We start from the raw sequence: 15,855 nt of genomic DNA, 5'->3' as shown, positions 1-15,855 counted from the left end.
TCGTCAGTCGCCCGGGTTGTGTTGACGGCGCAACTGGCGGCGGGCCAGCAAGTAATGAGTGAGCAGCACCAGCAAGGCCAAGGTGACTATCACCAATAGCAGGAACAACATGGGATGCTGGGTAAAGAAGTAGCCAATGCTGCGCTGCATACCGATGCTGTCTTCATCCACCGGCTTGCTCAGGCGGGCACTGCGCACTAGGCCCGGGCGGTCGGAATCGGCACTCCACAAAACGGTATCGCCGGCGATACGGCTCCAGGGCTCGAACTGCACCAAGGCGGCAACGTCCTGCGCCAGTTTATCGCTGTCGGCACTGGTCACCACGACAATGCTGCGCTCCTTTTGCTCTGGGTCGCGCATTAGCAGCATGGCGCTTTCGCGGCGAAAATCGGCGTTTAGTTCGGCTGTGGCGTAAATGCGTTGCAGTTGCTCGCTTTGTTGCAGGCCAAACCAGTTTTGCCAAGATTCCGGCAGCAGCCCGATTAACATATTGCTCAAGGAGACTTCGGTCTGCGCCTCCTGTTGCAGCTGTGGCTGCTGCTTGCTCTGTTTGAGGTTGGGGAACTGCAGTCGCTCGGTCACCGCCGGCGGCAGTGAACTGTCAACACCCACCAGCAAGGTTGAGCGCTCATCGCCGTCGCTGGCGGCGAGGTTAAGGCTATAGTCGGCGGCCACCAGGGCGTTGCGATTCAGTTGCGCCAGTTTGCCCAGCAGGGTCCAAGCAGCCGACAAAGTGCCGCTGCTGGTACTGGATAACGCTACCCGCAACGCCTGACCATCGGGCTCATGCGCCAAGGGCAATCCAGTGCGCTGCAACAGGTCAAGATCCGGCAGCATGGTAACGTCGCCACGTGAGTTCAGGGCAATGGTGGAGTTCTCGAACACCGTGGTGTGCAAATGGCTGTCGGTAATCGGTTGGCACTCGCCGCCCATAAACGTCGGCTTCATATCGGCCACCAGCAGCAGCTCGTTCCAGCCCGGCTGTAAATGCGCGTAAGGAATGCTGATTTTCATGCGCTCATAGCGCCCGCCTCTGGGGTCTGCCAGTGCCAACGCCGACTCATAGCGGCCATTGAGCAAAATATTGAGCACGGAATCGCTGTTCATGCCGGGGGAATAAGCCGCATTGATTTCCAGGTCGATGGTGTCTTTGAGCGGTGCAAAGGGGTCGGGTTGTGACCAGAACATCAGCTGGGTGCCGGTCGCGCCCATGCCGCGCATCGTCGTGGAGCGAAAACCAAATTCGCTAAAGCGATGTTTGCGCTCGCTGTCTGGCATCAATAAACCGCGCGCCTGGCGGGTGTGCATCTTGGGCAGGGACAGGCCATCCAACTGGGCACGCTCGGCGTAAGGCAGCAGTAGCTGGCCTGAGGCGAGGGCTTTGCTCGCTTCCAGCAGTTGATCCTCGCTGTTGCCGGCCACCAGCAAGACAAAATACTCGGGCTGGTCTGGACGCGGGAAAATCGCCAAATAACCTTGATTGATGCGGTTCAGTTCATCCTGACGTAAATACGGCATCAGGCTGTCACGGGTGCCCAACACCACGACATCGCCGGCGCTGACTTGGCTGAAATCTATGCCGCTTAATACGGTGTTGTTGGCCTGACGATCACGGGTTTTGCCATCAACCTGAGCCAGCGGCTGGTGCTGAACGCCCATGGGGGCGTAATCGAGCAACAGTGCCGTGCCTTGCGACACCAGCGAGCCCGCTTCAAACACCGTGGCGGTGGGCAGCGAGGGCGGTGTCAGCACGTTAAGGCGGTAGTAAGTCCAAAGTTTTGGGTCCACCAACTGCGGCAGCTGACTTAATACCGGATTAAGACGGCGCAACTTTGCTTTGGCCACCAGCTGCGACTGTTGCATGTCGACCTTGGTCCACAGCGAGGCTCGCGTGGGATCTTCGCAACCACTGCTGTAATGCTGTGACGCCTCAAAGGCCAACTCATAATAGCCGGGCGCTATCTCGGGCAGAGGCAGATTCATGCGGGCGTTGGTGCGCGGCTTGCTGCCGCGCAGGGGGAGCTGCGCAATGGGGCGCTGATCGAACTCGATGCCCAATACCGATCCCTCCACCACACCGATAGAGTTGGTAAAGCTTAATTGTAGGCTGGCCTGATCGATGTCTAAGCGATGCGGCACGGGAATGCTCAGCGTTTGTCGGGCGCTGGCGCCGCGCAGGTTCATAGGAACAGCGTCGCCCTTAAACGCTGACAGCGGCGCCACCAGCTCGCCGTCTCGATAAATAACACCTTCCAATGCCTGAGTGGACAGCGGCAGGCACAAGGCCAGGCTCAGCAGCCAGCAAATGGGATGGAGTTGGCGCACGGCTTGTGCCGCGCAATGCATTAGCAGCCTGCTAGTTCTCATGGGACTTCCTGGATTTTCCAAAGGTTTGCATCAACACAAAGCGAATGTGCTCAACACCGAAGCGCAGTGCCGTGGCACACACAAACAGCAAGCCACGCCAGGTGGTCATGCGCTGATGGCGGCGCGCCAGGTTGTGCTCCAACTGGCGGCTACTGCTGTACAGCAGACGCACCACGGCGCTGTGCTCGGCATCCGTGCGCGGGTCAAAGTGCACGCCGAGGCGGTAGCGGTGTTCGTGGGCCTTGCTGCCCACATGGCGTACGCTGCGCACTAATACGGGGATTTCTTGCCAATCCTGAGCGCCGGGAAGGCGATAACGGGCGCGCAGACGCTGGCCCTGAATCAGTGCCGGCACACTGTCAAACCAGGTCTCGAAGGCGGCGCCGCTGCTGGAGGCGTCGTGCACCCAGGCGACTTTTAAGGGCGGCAAGGTTGAGCTGATGAAGGTCAGTGGCACAGATTCGGGCAGCACCATGCGCGGCGCAGCCCGGCGTTGTTTGCGCTCAAACAGTACGCCCAAAGCGCCAATCAACATGACGAAGTTAAACAGCGCCCAAGCGCTGACGACGATGACGACGTCACGGTCGAGGGGGTAGTAGGCGTAGCGATACATGGCCGCGGCAAAGCCGATTAAAGACAGCAACAAGAACCAGTAAAACGGTGGTGCCAACTGAGAAATAAAGTCTTGTTCGAGAAACTCGCCTTTGGGCGTGACGATAAACGACGGTGCCCGCGGGTTCTTAAACACCTTGAGCAAGCCCGGCAAGGCGAACAGTGACTGCATGGTCTCGTAGATTTCAGAAATAAACGGCCAGCGCACCTTGCCAAAAAAGTAGTTGGATAACCCCCAGGCGGCGATCAGGTGCGGCAGGGCGTAGGCCAGCATTTCTTGCAGGTTGGCGTAATAAATATTGATGCCAAATAAGAAGTAGGCCAGCGGCGCCACTAAAAAGATGGCGCGGGCAAAGGGAAAGAACCAAAAGCCGGCACTGGAGGTGTACGCTAGGCGTTTGGCCAACGATAGCCTGGGCCGGGTCCAGGGGTTTTTGAGCAAGAATATTTGCATCATGCCCTGCGCCCAGCGCACCCGCTGGCTAATAAAACCGGTAAAGGTTTCTGGCTGCAGCCCAGCCACCATCGGTTTACTGATGTAGGCGCTGTGGTAACCCAAGCTGTGCAAGTCCATGGCGGTTTCGGCGTCTTCGGTAATGCTGTCACCACTGATGCCACCGATTTGCATCAGGTACTCGCGTCGCAGCACCGCTGCCGAGCCACAAAAGAAGGTGCCGCCCCAGAAATCCAGACCTTGCTGGATGACGCCATAAAACATCTCATTTTCACTGGGCATTTTGTCGTAGGTTGACAGGTTTTTCTCAATCGGGTCTGGGTTAAGAAAATTATGCGGCGTTTGCAGCAAAAACAGCTTGGGGTCTTTTAAAAACCAGCCCGCGGTGTTTTGCAGGAAGTCTTCCGTTGGCACGTGGTCGGCGTCCAAAATCAAAATCAGCTCGCCGTGGGTATGCTCCAGCGCGGCATTCAGGTTGCCGGCTTTGGCATGGTTATTTTGCATTCGCGTTAAGTAGGTGACGCCAATGTCCTCGCACAGCTGGCGCAGTTCATGATGGCGCTGGTGCGCCTCGGCGCGAACCTTGGGGTCACTGTGGTGGTAGCGGCGAAATAGCGTGCCGCCGTCATCGCACAGGTACACATTCAACTTATCTTTGGGGTAGTCGATGTCGCGAGCGGCGGTCAGAGTAATACGCAGAATATCGGCGTCTTCGTTGTAGCTTGGCACCATGATGTCGACGGTCGGCCACAGCGCTTGATCCTGCGGCAGGGGCACCGGCTCACGCCGCCAAGGGTTGATATTGACGAAGGCCCCAAGCAGGTAAATGAGAATGCCGTACAGCTCGGCCAAATACAGCAGCAGCCCGGCTAGCAGGCTAAACGGATCGTCGGTGGGCAGGGTGTTAAAAGTGCGCCAAAAAAAGTAGCGCAGGGTTAAAAACACCGCTAATGCAATGACCAATACGCGCAGCGGACTGTTCCCTTGGCGATGAATCGCCTGCGGCGTGGTGGTAATGCGCGACAGCAAGTAAAACGTCAGCAAAGCACAGCCGGCCAGCAGATATTGCGGCAACAGCAGCAATGGTAAGCTGGCGAGCCACAAATACAGCAGCAACGCCAGACACCAGAGCGCCCGTATGGGCCAGTCAGAAGCTGATCTGAGTTCCACGAGGCATTCCTTTGAGGGATCAGAGTGTCATGTGCAGTTTTTGCTGTGCTAACTGGCGTAAATGGGGGTGATCCTGCTGGATTTGCTCCAGTGCTTCCTGAATGTAGAGCGGCAGCTCACCCTGCGTGCCGGGAATCAAGGCCGCCATCAGGCGCTGCTTTTCGGCCAAGCTGGTGTCGTAGTTGTTATCCAGCTGCAGTTGTTCTTGTTGCCATTGCTGCAGTTCACGCGACCAACGCCCACCGTGAAGGAGTAGCCCAAGGCCAATGGGTTGGCGTGGTTGAGACTGCTGATGTTCAATTTTTAAGTGATAGGCATCCTGCAAGGCCTGCTCTGCCGCCTGCAAAGCATGTGAAAACTCTTGGTGTAGGCGAGCAACGTATTGCTGATAAATGCCCTTAAACTCGTTGCCGAGTTCGTCGCTGTCGGTATCGGCTTCAGCATGGCGCTTATGTGCACTGACGGATGCTTCATCTGACTCCGGCATTGCGAGCGATTCCGTGGCCACAACCTCTGCTGTTTGTCCAAGTGACTGCTGTGCTTGTTGAAAGTCTTCCAAGATGCGTTGAGTGGCCGAATTCAGCGGTTGCACGACATTTTGCTCATCTTCGGCACTGGGCTGACTGAATACGCTGACACCGTCATCACGGGTGCTGCTAATATTGAGCTGTAAGCGCTCGATATGCACAACCTTGGCGTTGCCAAGACTGCCACTGGCCAGCAAATTGCGGAACTCATGCAGCCCGAATAATTGTGACGGGTTGTTTAAATCCCAGCTCAATTCACCGTTGACCTCCCCTTGTTCATCAATCAACAGCTGGCGCTCACGGACGCGATAGCGAGTATGAGACTCGCCGTCTCGCCAATAGCTCTCGCTGTTTAAATAGCCGTGGCGGTAGAGCCCTTCCAATCCTTGGCGAATAAGTGCCTCATCCATACCTGTTAGCTCGCTTAGGGTCTCTGGCTGTGGGCAGTAATCCTGATCTGGCTGTTGCTGAACGGCATAGCGCACCGCCAACAGCACGGCAACGGCAGCAGGCTCCAGACTGGCCAAATCACCGCGTCGAATGAGCACATCGGTCAATCGATGGAGTGAGTCATGCGCAATCGGGGTAGGGGCACTTACGTCTGCAGATTCCATAGCGAATAACGACCTTGATGAAAAGGGTTGCGAGAATTGTGAGCGCATCAGAGGTTTACCTGAGTTGGGTCGACCGCCTTTACTGCTCAATGGCGATTTGTTGTCGGAAAATGCCAAGGTTATTAAGTCAAAAAAATGTCGTTTATTTGGGGTAAAGTACTAGACAAATACGGCCCATATGACTTTTATTCAGCTGGATTATTGCACGCATCGGGTCTAATCCCATTGAAATAGTGTTACCTTGTGTAACATCCGCCGTTGTCCATGACTTGGCGCAACACGTCTTAATGAGGTGACGTTTTTTTGACCTATATGGTCAGAGCAACCAGCGTTGCTGCGAGGGGAGAGAGAATGGGGCCCGCATTTCACTATCAGGCTTTTGCCATGATGTCGATTGCCTGTGCCGTCTTTTTGTGGCCTTTGTACCTGCTTAATCGCCATCAACCGGCCATGCGCCCTTGGCTGCTGGCGTCGATTTGCTTGCCTATGGGGCCCTTGCTGCTACCGCTGCAGCTAGAAGGATATATTTGGTGGGGGGTGACCTTTGCTAACCACTGCCTGATGCTGTGGAGCATTCTTACCCTCACTGGCATCATGCTCTACAGCGGCATCAGCTGGCGGCGTGTCTGGCGCTTTGTGTTGCTGGTATTTTTATGTGTGAGTGTGCCGTTCAATTTCTTCACTTGGGTGGACTACGACACCCGCGCTCGCATTATCATTTACAGCCTGATGTACATCGTCGTGTACTCCGTGGCGGCGATTGTTGTATGGCGGCGTTTTGGTCTGCGCAGCGGTCGCTATGGCGTTAACCTACTGCTCGCTATGTCGGCCATGATGGTACTCATCATGTTGGCTCGCTTGCTAGGGGTGCTGACAGACACCACCTTCGACTCCATTATGGAAGGGCGACTGATTAACTTGGCGGTCTCTAGCGTGGGTTACTTCGTCGCTTATGGATTGGTGCTCAGTTACGCCTTATTACTGCAGGAAGACCGCCAACTGGAGTTGCAGTTACTGCAGCGCCAGGCACAGCACAATGCCGGTATCAAAAGTCGCTTTTTGGCGACGCTAAGCCATGAACTCAGAACTCCCCTCAATGCCATCGCCGGCATTGCCGAAGGCATGCAGCTGCGCCGTCCTGAGCCCGGTATCCGTCAAGACTGCAGCGCTATTATCGATCATGCGATGAACCTGTCGCAGCTGGCGCGTGAGGTTCTGGTGCAATCGGAGCAGGAGCACTCCGAAGCGCGCTCCGCTCAACAAGCCGTGGTGTTAGATAACTGGCTGCGTTGTTTGTTGGCGGGCTTACAGCCGTTAGTGCAACGTCCAAACGTGCGGCTTAAGCTGGATTGTCCCCACTCTCTGGGATGTCGGCAAATCGACAGCGTGCGATTGCGTCAGGTGCTTACCAACTTAATCAGCAATGCCATTAAATACACAGAGCAAGGCGAAGTGGTGCTAAGTGTGAAGGCACAAGAGCAGCATAAAGTTGAGTTTGCCGTGATGGATACCGGCAAAGGCATTGCAACAACCGATATGCAGCGCTTGCTGCAGCCCTTTACTCGGGCCGAGGATGTACGTGGCAGTGACGGTGCGGGCCTAGGCCTGACGCTGACGCAGCAATGGCTGCGCCAGTTAGGTAGCCGCTTGCAATGCGACAGTCAACTGGGGAAAGGCAGCCGCTTTAGCTTTACGTTGCGCTTGCCGCATGTCGATCAACCTGAAGTTGAGTTTGAAGTGCCGCTGTACGAACCGCTGGCGGTATTGGTGGTGGAAGATGTGGTGCTCAACCGTGATTTGCTTACCGGTCAGCTACAGCAATTGGGCCATTGGGTCAGCAGCGTTGGCAGCCTAACGGAAGCACGCCAGTACTGTCGTAGCCATTACATCGACGTCATCATTCTCGATATGAATCTTCCCGACGGGGATGGGCTCAGTTTGCTACCTTGGCTGCAACAGGAGCAGCGCCATATCGCGGTCATCCCCTTTACCGCCGACAACAGCCCGGTCCGACAGCAGCAGCTGCAGCAAGCTGGTTTATCAACGACACTGACCAAACCTTTGACCTTGCCAGCTTTGGCTGCGGCACTACGGCCGCTGCAGCAGCAAGTTGAACAACCCATTGTCGACTTGACTGTACTGCAGCAGAGCCAGCGCTACATTCCGGCAGATATCTGGCCACAGCAATTAGAACAAGCGTTAGCGGCGCTGCAGGGGTGCCTGCCATTGACCGCAGACAGCGAGGACGAACGTTCACGGTTACACAAAATTGCCAGCCAGAGCAGCAGTTTGGGGCTTGCTCGCCTTATGACTTTGGCTCTAAATTTGCTTGATCAGTCAGGCCCGATACAATCATGGCAACGTCACCATTTGCAGCGGCTGCTGCAGTTCAGCATCGAACGCCTCAGGGAGCATACCTTTGCCGCATCAGACAGCACCGACGCAAATCCTATTGCTTGAGGATGATCTCATTCTGCAGCAATCGCTGGCGCGTTTTCTGGAGCAACAAGACTTTAGTGTGCGCTGTGTTACCAGTTTGGAGGAGGCGCGCCGTAGCTTGCGCCAGTATCCGCCGCAGTTGTTGATTTCCGACGTTTCTCTACCAGACGGTGAATCCATCAGCTTGCTGCGCGAAGTGCAGGGAGAAATAGGCACCATCTTAATCTCCGTACATGATGCCGACCAGGATCGCATTCGGGGCCTAAGTGCTGGCGCCGACGATTACGTCTGCAAACCGGTTAACTTTGACGAGCTACTGCTGCGCATTAATGCCTTGCTGCGGCGCTTACCGACGCCTGAGCCTGAGGATGGCATTCATTTTCTCGGTTTTAATTTGGATGTCGAAACACGCGAGCTAAGCAAAAACGGCGAGCAGGTTTTTTTAGGTGAGCAGGAGCTGAATCTGCTGCTGCGGCTGCTGGCCAGTCAGGGTCAGCTGGTGACGCGCGAACAACTGCTGCATTGCCTGTACGGCCCGCAGGGCGATGATGCTTGGAAGCGTCGCCGCGCCATGGACGTATTGATCAGCCGTTTGCGGCGCAAGCTCACCATCGATGGCGTGCACAGCAATCGCATTGTCGCGTATCGCGGTCAGGGTTACATGCTGGTCAGCGATTAATGGGCTGCACCACTGCAGCATACATTGGCGACTTGTGACAATGCCTGCCATCGGTTAGGGTTCGGCCATTGAGTTGCGATTGCACAGGCATGAAAAACAAACCACCGCCCGGGCCGACAGGCCTTGATCTTATTCAATTGCAGGCCAGCTTTAACGCGGCTGCGCTGCTCGCCTACCCCACCGAAGCGGTATGGGGCCTAGGCTGTAACCCCAACAACGATGCTGCGCTGCAGCGTTTACTGCGGCTTAAACAACGGCCCTGGCAAAAAGGCTTGGTGGTTGTGGCGGCGGACTTTTCTCAATTACAGCCATGGTTGCTGCCGTTAGCGGCCGCGGATGAAGCTCGGGTATTGGCCAGCTGGCCTGGCCCAGTCACTTGGGCATTGCCGTGCCAGCCTGACGTCTCGCGTTGGCTGCGTGGTGAACACGACACCTTGGCCGTGCGCGTCAGTGCTCACCCCGTCGTGCAGCAGTTATGCCGCCAGCTAGGCCCATTGGTTTCGACCTCCGCCAATCCTGCCGGTGAAGCGCCGGCTCGCACACTGGCGCAGGTGCAACAGTATTTTGGCACGGCGGTGACCTATGCCCACGGCGATGTCGGCGGGCGCATTCTTCCATCTGAAATTCGCACGCTGGATGGCCGGCGTGTGCGCTAAGGAGTTGTCATGAGTCAGTGCGATGTCGCTGCGGTAAAAACCTATTTACTGGATCTGCAGGACCGCATTTGCGCGGCGCTAGAGGCCGAAGACGGCGCGGCCCAGTTTATTCACGATGATTGGCAGCGCCAGCCAGGCGACAGTGCCAGCGGCCTGACCGGTGGTGGACGTACCCGAGTGCTGGCGGGCGGCCAGGTGATTGAAAAGGGCGGCGTGAACTTCTCTCATGTGCGCGGTGCGCAGTTGCCAGCCTCGGCGACCGCATCACGGCCTGAACTGGCGGGACGCAGCTTTCAGGCCTTGGGGGTGTCGTTGGTGATCCATCCACACAACCCGTATGTACCCACCTCGCATGCCAACGTGCGCTTATTTGTGGCAGAAAAAGACGGCGAGGAGCCCGTGTGGTGGTTTGGCGGTGGCTTTGACTTAACGCCGTTTTATCCGTTTGAGGAGGATGTGGTGCACTGGCACCAGACGGCGAAAGACCTGTGTCAGCCGTTTGGTGAGGAGGTGTACCCGCGTTACAAGCGCTGGTGTGATGAATACTTCTTCCTCAAGCATCGCAACGAAACCCGTGGCGTGGGCGGCTTGTTTTTTGATGACCTTAACCGTTGGGATGAGGGCGAGCCTGATTTTGACCGCAGCTTTGCCTTTATGCGCGCCGTCGGCGACGGCTACATCGATGCCTACCTACCGATTTTGGCGCGTCGCAAAGCCCATGAATATGGCGAGCGCGAGCGCAAGTTTCAGTGCTATCGCCGTGGGCGTTACGTTGAGTTCAACCTGGTGTTTGATCGCGGCACCATCTTTGGCCTGCAAAGCGGTGGCCGTACCGAGTCGATTTTGATGTCGATGCCGCCGGTGGCGCACTGGGATTACGATTGGCAGCCAGAGCCAGGCTCTTGGGAAGCGCGCCTCTACACAGATTTTTTGCCTCACAAAGATTGGGTTTAAGGACGAAGGATGGCCGATTTATACGCGGTGATGGGCAACCCCATCGCCCACAGCAAGTCTCCGCAGATTCATGCCGCCTTTGCCGAGCAAACGGGCGAAGGGCTGATTTACACCGCCATGTTGGTGCCTGAGGACGGCTTTGACGATGCGGTTAAGCAGTTCTTTCGCCGTGAAGGCAAAGGCCTCAACATCACGGTGCCGTTTAAAGAAAACGCCTTTCGCTACGCCGATGTGCACACCGAACGGGCGCAGCGAGCCCAGGCGGTCAATACGCTGGTCATGCAGGACGACGGTCAGATTCTGGCGGACAACACCGATGGCGTCGGCCTACTCACTGACATGACCCGCAATCATGGCCTTGAGCTCAGTGGCAAGCGCATGTTGGTGCTGGGCGCTGGCGGCGCTGTGCGTGGCGTGTTGCAGCCGCTGCTAGAGCAGCAACCATCGGAGCTGGTCATCGCCAATCGCACCGTGGCAAAGGCGCAAGCGCTGGCAGCCGATTTTGCCGATTTGGGGCCGGTTCGCGGGTGTGGTTTTGCCGATGTGGCGGGTGAGTTTGACGTCATCATTAACGGCACTTCGGCCAGCTTGAGCGGCGATGTGCCACCGCTGAGCGATGATATTGTCGCTGGTCACAGCGTTTGCTACGACATGATGTATGCCGCGGATGCGACGGTGTTTAACCAATGGGCCATGACCCAGGGAGCAACCATCGTACTGGATGGCTTAGGCATGTTAGTCGAACAGGCGGCAGAGGCATTTACCTTATGGCGTCAGGTTCGCCCTGACACCCGTCCGGTTATTAAACAGCTGCGAGCAGCGCTGAAATAGCGCTGCTCGGGTGCAGTTATTGTGAAACCAAGCGATACAGAGTGGTGGTGCCGCTGACTTCGTTGCCGACAGCCAACCAGTGTTGACCAGCACGATTAAAGTATTCAATCGACTCTGGCCCTAAGTCGCCGGCATTTGGATTATAGCGGTCGTTGTTGCAGTCGCCCTCGTCATCGACCTCAGTACAAACGGGCTCACTAAAGTTGCGATGATTAACGTACTCCAACAACTGTGGTGTGGCGGGGTTGCTGATGTCGTACATTAAAATTCCCCCTTGGCGCTCCAAACCGATGAAAGCTAGGCTGCGGTCACCGATTTGGGCCACTTCAATGGCTTCCGGCTCGGTGCCTTTGTCATCGCTGCGATTATCCGCAGTTTCGGTTTGCAGGTTATTGTCATTGGTGGCATTAAAATGGTCGGGGGCAGCAGCGTACACTGTTTTCGCGAATGCATCGCCACTATCGAAGACCAGCTCACCGGCACTGTTCCAAATTGAAAATGAGCGCGCACCAAAGGTCATTAATGGCTCATCAGCAGCAATCTGAGGCTGGTCGGTGACAAACTTGAGTCGGCCGAGCAGGCTTTTATCCGCCAGCGCTGCCTTAAGTGGATGATCTGCAGCGACGCGTTCAGCTATGTCATCACCGCGGGCTTCGTCAGTAAAAGCGATGCAGTCGTCTTGCTCGCTCTGGTACTTGTCTTCATTTTCATCGGCACCGCCAGGCTGAAAGGCATCGCCATCCCACTGGTGGCCAGCTTGGTCGCATTGGGCCTGAGTAGCTTGATAAACATATTCGCGGCCATCGCCCTCATTCGCCGTTAGCAAGTAGTCTTCGCCATCAATGCGTAGGCTGGTGATGGTATCTGGCATATATAGGCCGGCCAGCAGGTCATAGCTGGCAAATTGACCTGGCCCAGAATCTTTGTTCGATGGGTCAAGTTGGTTGCCACTGGTCGATGACCAAGACTTCAGGCCCAGCCCTCGAATGGCATCAACCGTCGCGCTGGCAACATCAATAATGGCCACCGCATTGTTTTCTTGAAGGGTGACATAGGCTTTGCCATTAGCGGCTAGGGTCAGATATTCCGGCTCTAAATCTTGCGCCACACTGGTACCCTCTGGGCCTGTTAGGCGCACGTCGCCGTCTAGTTCGTCATGGCGGCTGGCGCCATGATTAAAGGCGCGAAAGTCTACTTGGTGAACAGTCGCGTTGGGCGCACTGAAGCCCTGTTGCAAATCGACGATGGTGACGGAGCCTTCTGGGTCGTGCTGATAATCGCTGCTAGGTTCCCCCTCATTGGCGCTCAGCAAGTAGCGGGCATCGTCTGATAGCGTCACCATATCTGGCAATGCGCCGGCGCTGTAGGTCGCGATGAGGTCTAGCGTATCGCTGCGATAAAGTGCCAGCAGTCCAGGTTGTTGTTTGTTGGCGGCTTCGATGGCAACGGCCACCAGCCCTTGGCGTGCAGATACGCTGTTGGCTGCGCCGATAGCGATGCCAGCATCGGCGGCTGCACTGCTTAAATCAATTTGGCCACTTTTTTGCGGCGCCCCCTCGTTGGCTGGCAGCGTCAGCACGTCTACGGTTTTTTCGTTGGCGTTAACGACATACAGACGGTCAGAGCAGGCGTCATAGCTGACGATTTCAGCGGCAGCACTGTCAAAATCATTATCAGAGACATAGCTGCCTACCACTTGCAGCTTGAGGTCACCGTCCAAGTTGCCAGCCGGCTGCGGCGCTTGGCATTGAATGTTGAGTTGCTCTAAAGCCGTGTCGTGGGAGCTGTCATTGTCACTGCCACAGGCTGCCAAGGTGGCCCCCATGGCAACCATTAGGGCAGTGCGAGTCCAATTGGTCATAGTTATCTCTCTGGCACCAAAAATAGGGTGTCGAAGGCTAGCTGATAACTATGACAGTTTTTTGATGTGGCTAGTCAAACTGGCCGTTGTGGTAGATTTCCTGCACGTCTTCTAGGTCATTCAGCAGGCCAACAAAGCGCTCGAACTGCTCGGCATCGTCGCCGCTGATCGGGTGCTCCATGGTCGGCAGGTAGGTGATCTCCTGCACCTCAAAGTCGAGGCTGTCGTCCATTTCTAACAATGCGGTTTTGGTTTTGAAAAACTCAGTCGGTGGCACTAGCACTGTGATCATGCCGTCTTCACAGTCAATGTCAGCGACATCCACATCCGCCATCATCAAGGTTTCCAGTGCTGTTTCTTCATCGTCGCCGGCAAATACGAACATGGCGCGGTGGTCGAACATATGAGAGACCGAGCCCTGTGTGCCGAGTTTGGCTTTGCACTTAGAGAACACGCCGCGAATTTCACCAAAGGTGCGATTGCCATTGTCGGTTAAGGCACTGATCAGCACCATCACACCACCGGGGCCAATGCCTTCGTACAGTGCTGGTTGAAAGTCTTCGCCACCGGCGCCGGAGGCTTTATCCAGCGCCTTGTCGATCACGTGGGATGGCACTTGGTCTTTTTTGGCGCGATCGATCAGGCTGCGTAAAGCTAGGTTGCCGCTGGGATCGGTGCCGCCGGCTTTGGCCGTTACGTAGATTTCACGGCCGTACTTGGAGTAGACCTTGGTTTTTGCCGCGGCCGTTTTGGCCATGGATTCTTTACGGTTTTGATACGCTCTGCCCATGGGAATCGTCTTTGTTTGATCGGTAAATAAAGAGGCTTCTGGGCTGATAGCCGGACGGTAACGCTGTTTGTCGCTAGCGCATACAGCCACAGAGGCTCGTAAAGCCGATGATTGTAACGGCTGTTGGCCATGAGAGCGAGGTTGTCAGCGCGGTACTCGGCGGATTCTGCCGCTCTCATCAATGGCGACATAAACAAACTCGGCGTCCACCACTTTGCGACGATGGTCCTCTTTGGGGTTGCGTGACCACACCTCAATGCCAATGCGAATGGAGGAGGTGCCAATGTCGATTAAGCGGGTGTAAAAGCATACTGCGGCACCGATACGAATGGGCGACATAAAAGCCACCTGCTCCAATGCCACGGTGGCAATGCGGCCTTTGGCGACTTGGCTGGCAACACTTTCAGCAGCCAGATCCATTTGTGCCACGACCCAACCACCACTGATATCACCATGGCTATTGGCGTCACAGCGTGAGGGAATCAGGCGGAGGGTTAACTCGCCATCCGGTGTGGGTTGGTTATCGTCAACGGCATTCATGCGGTACTCGAGCTTGTTGTTGTTTGGCGCAGAGTGTACTGCTTTTGCTGAGCCTGTACAGTCAACTTTAGCGGTATGTTGCACTAAATCACACGTTGCTCAATTGAGGCCGTGTTGTGGCTTTACCATAGCGTCAATTGCTGACGCATGGCGGTCTTGGGGTGTCATGCAACTGACATCAAACTGTCACAAAAAGTGCCCTTGTCATGTTTTTGTAACATTACGCCCAAATAATGGCCGCCATCGAAATGCTGAACCCGGAACACCGGCTAACCCTTTTAAGGACACTGTGATGAAAAAAGCTTTGTTAACTGGCGCCGCCGTGGTTGCGTCTGTATTTGGCAGTCAGGCTCACGCCGAGCGTGACTACATCAGCATCGTCGGCTCGTCGACGGTATATCCATTCTCGATTGTGGTGGCAGAGCGCTTTGGTAAATCGACCAGCTTCCCAACGCCAAAAGTGGAATCTACCGGTTCTGGCGGCGGCCTGAAGCTGTTTTGCTCCGGTGTCGGCGGCTCAACCCCAGACATTACCAATGCTTCGCGTGCGATCAAACAGTCAGAAATTGAGCTGTGCGCTAAAAATGGTGTGGATGACATCATCGAAGTTAAAGCCGGTTATGACGGCATCGTGCTGGCCAACGCGGCGGAAGCCGAGCGCGTTGAGCTGACCACCAAAGACATCTTCTTGGCGCTGGCCAAAAACATTCCTAACCCGGATGGCAGCGACACCCTGGTAGAAAACCCGTACAAAACCTGGAAAGACGTCAATCCAGCACTGCCAGCACGTGAAATCGAAGTGCTGGGCCCACCGCCAACATCGGGCACTCGCGACGCTTTCGTAGAGCTGGCGATGGAAGGTGGTTGCAAGCAGTTCCCATTTATCAAGGCGATGAAAAAAGCCGACAAGAACAAGTACAAAGCCGTTTGTCATGGCATGCGTGAGGACGGCGCATACATTGAAGCGGGTGAAAACGATAACCTGATCGTGCAGAAGCTGGTGACTAACCCGGCGGCGCTGGGCATCTTTGGCTTTAGCTTCCTTGAGCAAAATGCCGATAAGGTGCAAGGTTCTCTGATCAATGGCAAAGAGCCGACGTTTGAAAACATTTCCAGTGGTGAGTATCCAGTCAGCCGCTCTCTCTACTTCTACGTTAAAAAAGCACACATCGACGTGATCCCTGGCATCGAAGAGTACTTGGCAGAATTTATGTCTGAGCGCGCCATGGGTGAGTATGGCTACTTAGCAGAAAAAGGCATGATTCCAATGAAGCCGGCTGAAATGGCGACTGTGCGTGCAAACGTAAAAGCGCTGAAAACCTTGGCGGCTAACTGACGCTTATTGACATAAGCCGACAAAA

At 55.7% G+C, this 15,855-nt stretch carries 12 protein-coding genes; 6 read left to right on the top strand and 6 right to left on the bottom strand.

Going from position 1 to position 15,855, the window contains the following annotated elements; genetic code table 11:
- Nucleotides 1-3 precede the first annotated feature (3 nt).
- From IE090_RS11700 to IE090_RS11690, 3 genes are read right to left on the bottom strand one after another with little or no spacing between them, the layout of a single operon-like run.
- Nucleotides 4-2,367: a cellulose biosynthesis cyclic di-GMP-binding regulatory protein BcsB gene (locus tag IE090_RS11700; protein ID WP_189388571.1), complete on the bottom strand. Its 2,364-nt coding sequence runs from the start codon at nt 2,365-2,367 to the stop codon at nt 4-6.
- Nucleotides 2,357-4,603: a UDP-forming cellulose synthase catalytic subunit gene (gene bcsA / locus IE090_RS11695; RefSeq protein WP_189388570.1), complete on the bottom strand. Its 2,247-nt coding sequence runs from the start codon at nt 4,601-4,603 to the stop codon at nt 2,357-2,359. Before bcsA ends, IE090_RS11700 begins: the two co-directional genes overlap by 11 nt.
- A 19-nt stretch (nt 4,604-4,622) precedes the next feature.
- The gene (locus IE090_RS11690) at nt 4,623-5,744 is read right to left on the bottom strand and encodes a hypothetical protein (protein WP_189388569.1); all 1,122 of its coding nucleotides are present in this window, start codon (nt 5,742-5,744) and stop codon (nt 4,623-4,625) included.
- Nucleotides 5,745-6,095: 351 nt separating this feature from the next.
- On the opposite strand from IE090_RS11690, the gene IE090_RS11685 reads away from it, so the two are divergent.
- From IE090_RS11685 to aroE, 5 genes are all read left to right on the top strand, one after another.
- On the top strand, nt 6,096-8,204 hold the full coding sequence (locus IE090_RS11685) for a hybrid sensor histidine kinase/response regulator (protein ID WP_189388568.1): 2,109 nt from the start codon (nt 6,096-6,098) through the stop codon (nt 8,202-8,204).
- Nucleotides 8,164-8,862, top strand: coding sequence for a response regulator transcription factor (locus tag IE090_RS11680; protein ID WP_189388567.1), 699 nt, complete (start codon nt 8,164-8,166; stop codon nt 8,860-8,862). The genes IE090_RS11685 and IE090_RS11680 overlap by 41 nt, the downstream gene beginning before the upstream one ends.
- Before the next feature lie 89 nt (nt 8,863-8,951).
- A complete protein-coding gene (tsaC, locus tag IE090_RS11675) occupies nt 8,952-9,518 on the top strand; it encodes an L-threonylcarbamoyladenylate synthase type 1 TsaC (protein ID WP_189388566.1) in 567 nt (188 codons plus the stop codon).
- 9 nt (nt 9,519-9,527) lie between these two features.
- Complete coding sequence (gene hemF / locus IE090_RS11670; RefSeq protein WP_189388565.1) at nt 9,528-10,472, top strand: oxygen-dependent coproporphyrinogen oxidase; 945 nt, start codon at nt 9,528-9,530, stop codon at nt 10,470-10,472.
- Nucleotides 10,473-10,481: 9 nt separating this feature from the next.
- The gene (gene aroE / locus IE090_RS11665; RefSeq protein WP_189388564.1) at nt 10,482-11,303 is read left to right on the top strand and encodes a shikimate dehydrogenase; all 822 of its coding nucleotides are present in this window, start codon (nt 10,482-10,484) and stop codon (nt 11,301-11,303) included.
- Between the two features lie 16 nt (nt 11,304-11,319).
- On the opposite strand, the gene IE090_RS11660 is transcribed toward aroE, so the two are convergent.
- The 3 genes from IE090_RS11660 to IE090_RS11650 form a co-directional block, all read right to left on the bottom strand.
- A complete protein-coding gene (locus IE090_RS11660) occupies nt 11,320-13,164 on the bottom strand; it encodes a choice-of-anchor I family protein (protein WP_189388563.1) in 1,845 nt (614 codons plus the stop codon).
- 70 nt (nt 13,165-13,234) lie between these two features.
- Nucleotides 13,235-13,954 (bottom strand): YebC/PmpR family DNA-binding transcriptional regulator, encoded by a 720-nt coding sequence (locus tag IE090_RS11655; protein ID WP_189388615.1) that lies wholly within the window; start codon nt 13,952-13,954, stop codon nt 13,235-13,237.
- A gap of 144 nt (nt 13,955-14,098) precedes the next feature.
- A complete protein-coding gene (locus tag IE090_RS11650) occupies nt 14,099-14,494 on the bottom strand; it encodes an acyl-CoA thioesterase (RefSeq protein WP_189388562.1) in 396 nt (131 codons plus the stop codon).
- Between the two features lie 292 nt (nt 14,495-14,786).
- On the opposite strand from IE090_RS11650, the gene IE090_RS11645 reads away from it, so the two are divergent.
- Nucleotides 14,787-15,830, top strand: a complete 1,044-nt coding sequence (locus IE090_RS11645) for a PstS family phosphate ABC transporter substrate-binding protein (protein ID WP_189388561.1) — start codon at nt 14,787-14,789, stop codon at nt 15,828-15,830.
- Nucleotides 15,831-15,855: the final 25 nt, after the last annotated feature.

This window comes from Bacterioplanes sanyensis (assembly GCF_014652515.1).
GTDB classification, from domain to species: Bacteria; Pseudomonadota; Gammaproteobacteria; order Pseudomonadales; family Oceanobacteraceae; genus Bacterioplanes; species Bacterioplanes sanyensis.
The sequence above is the reverse complement of the archived record's forward strand: the minus strand, read 5'-3'. Positions and strand labels throughout refer to the sequence as shown.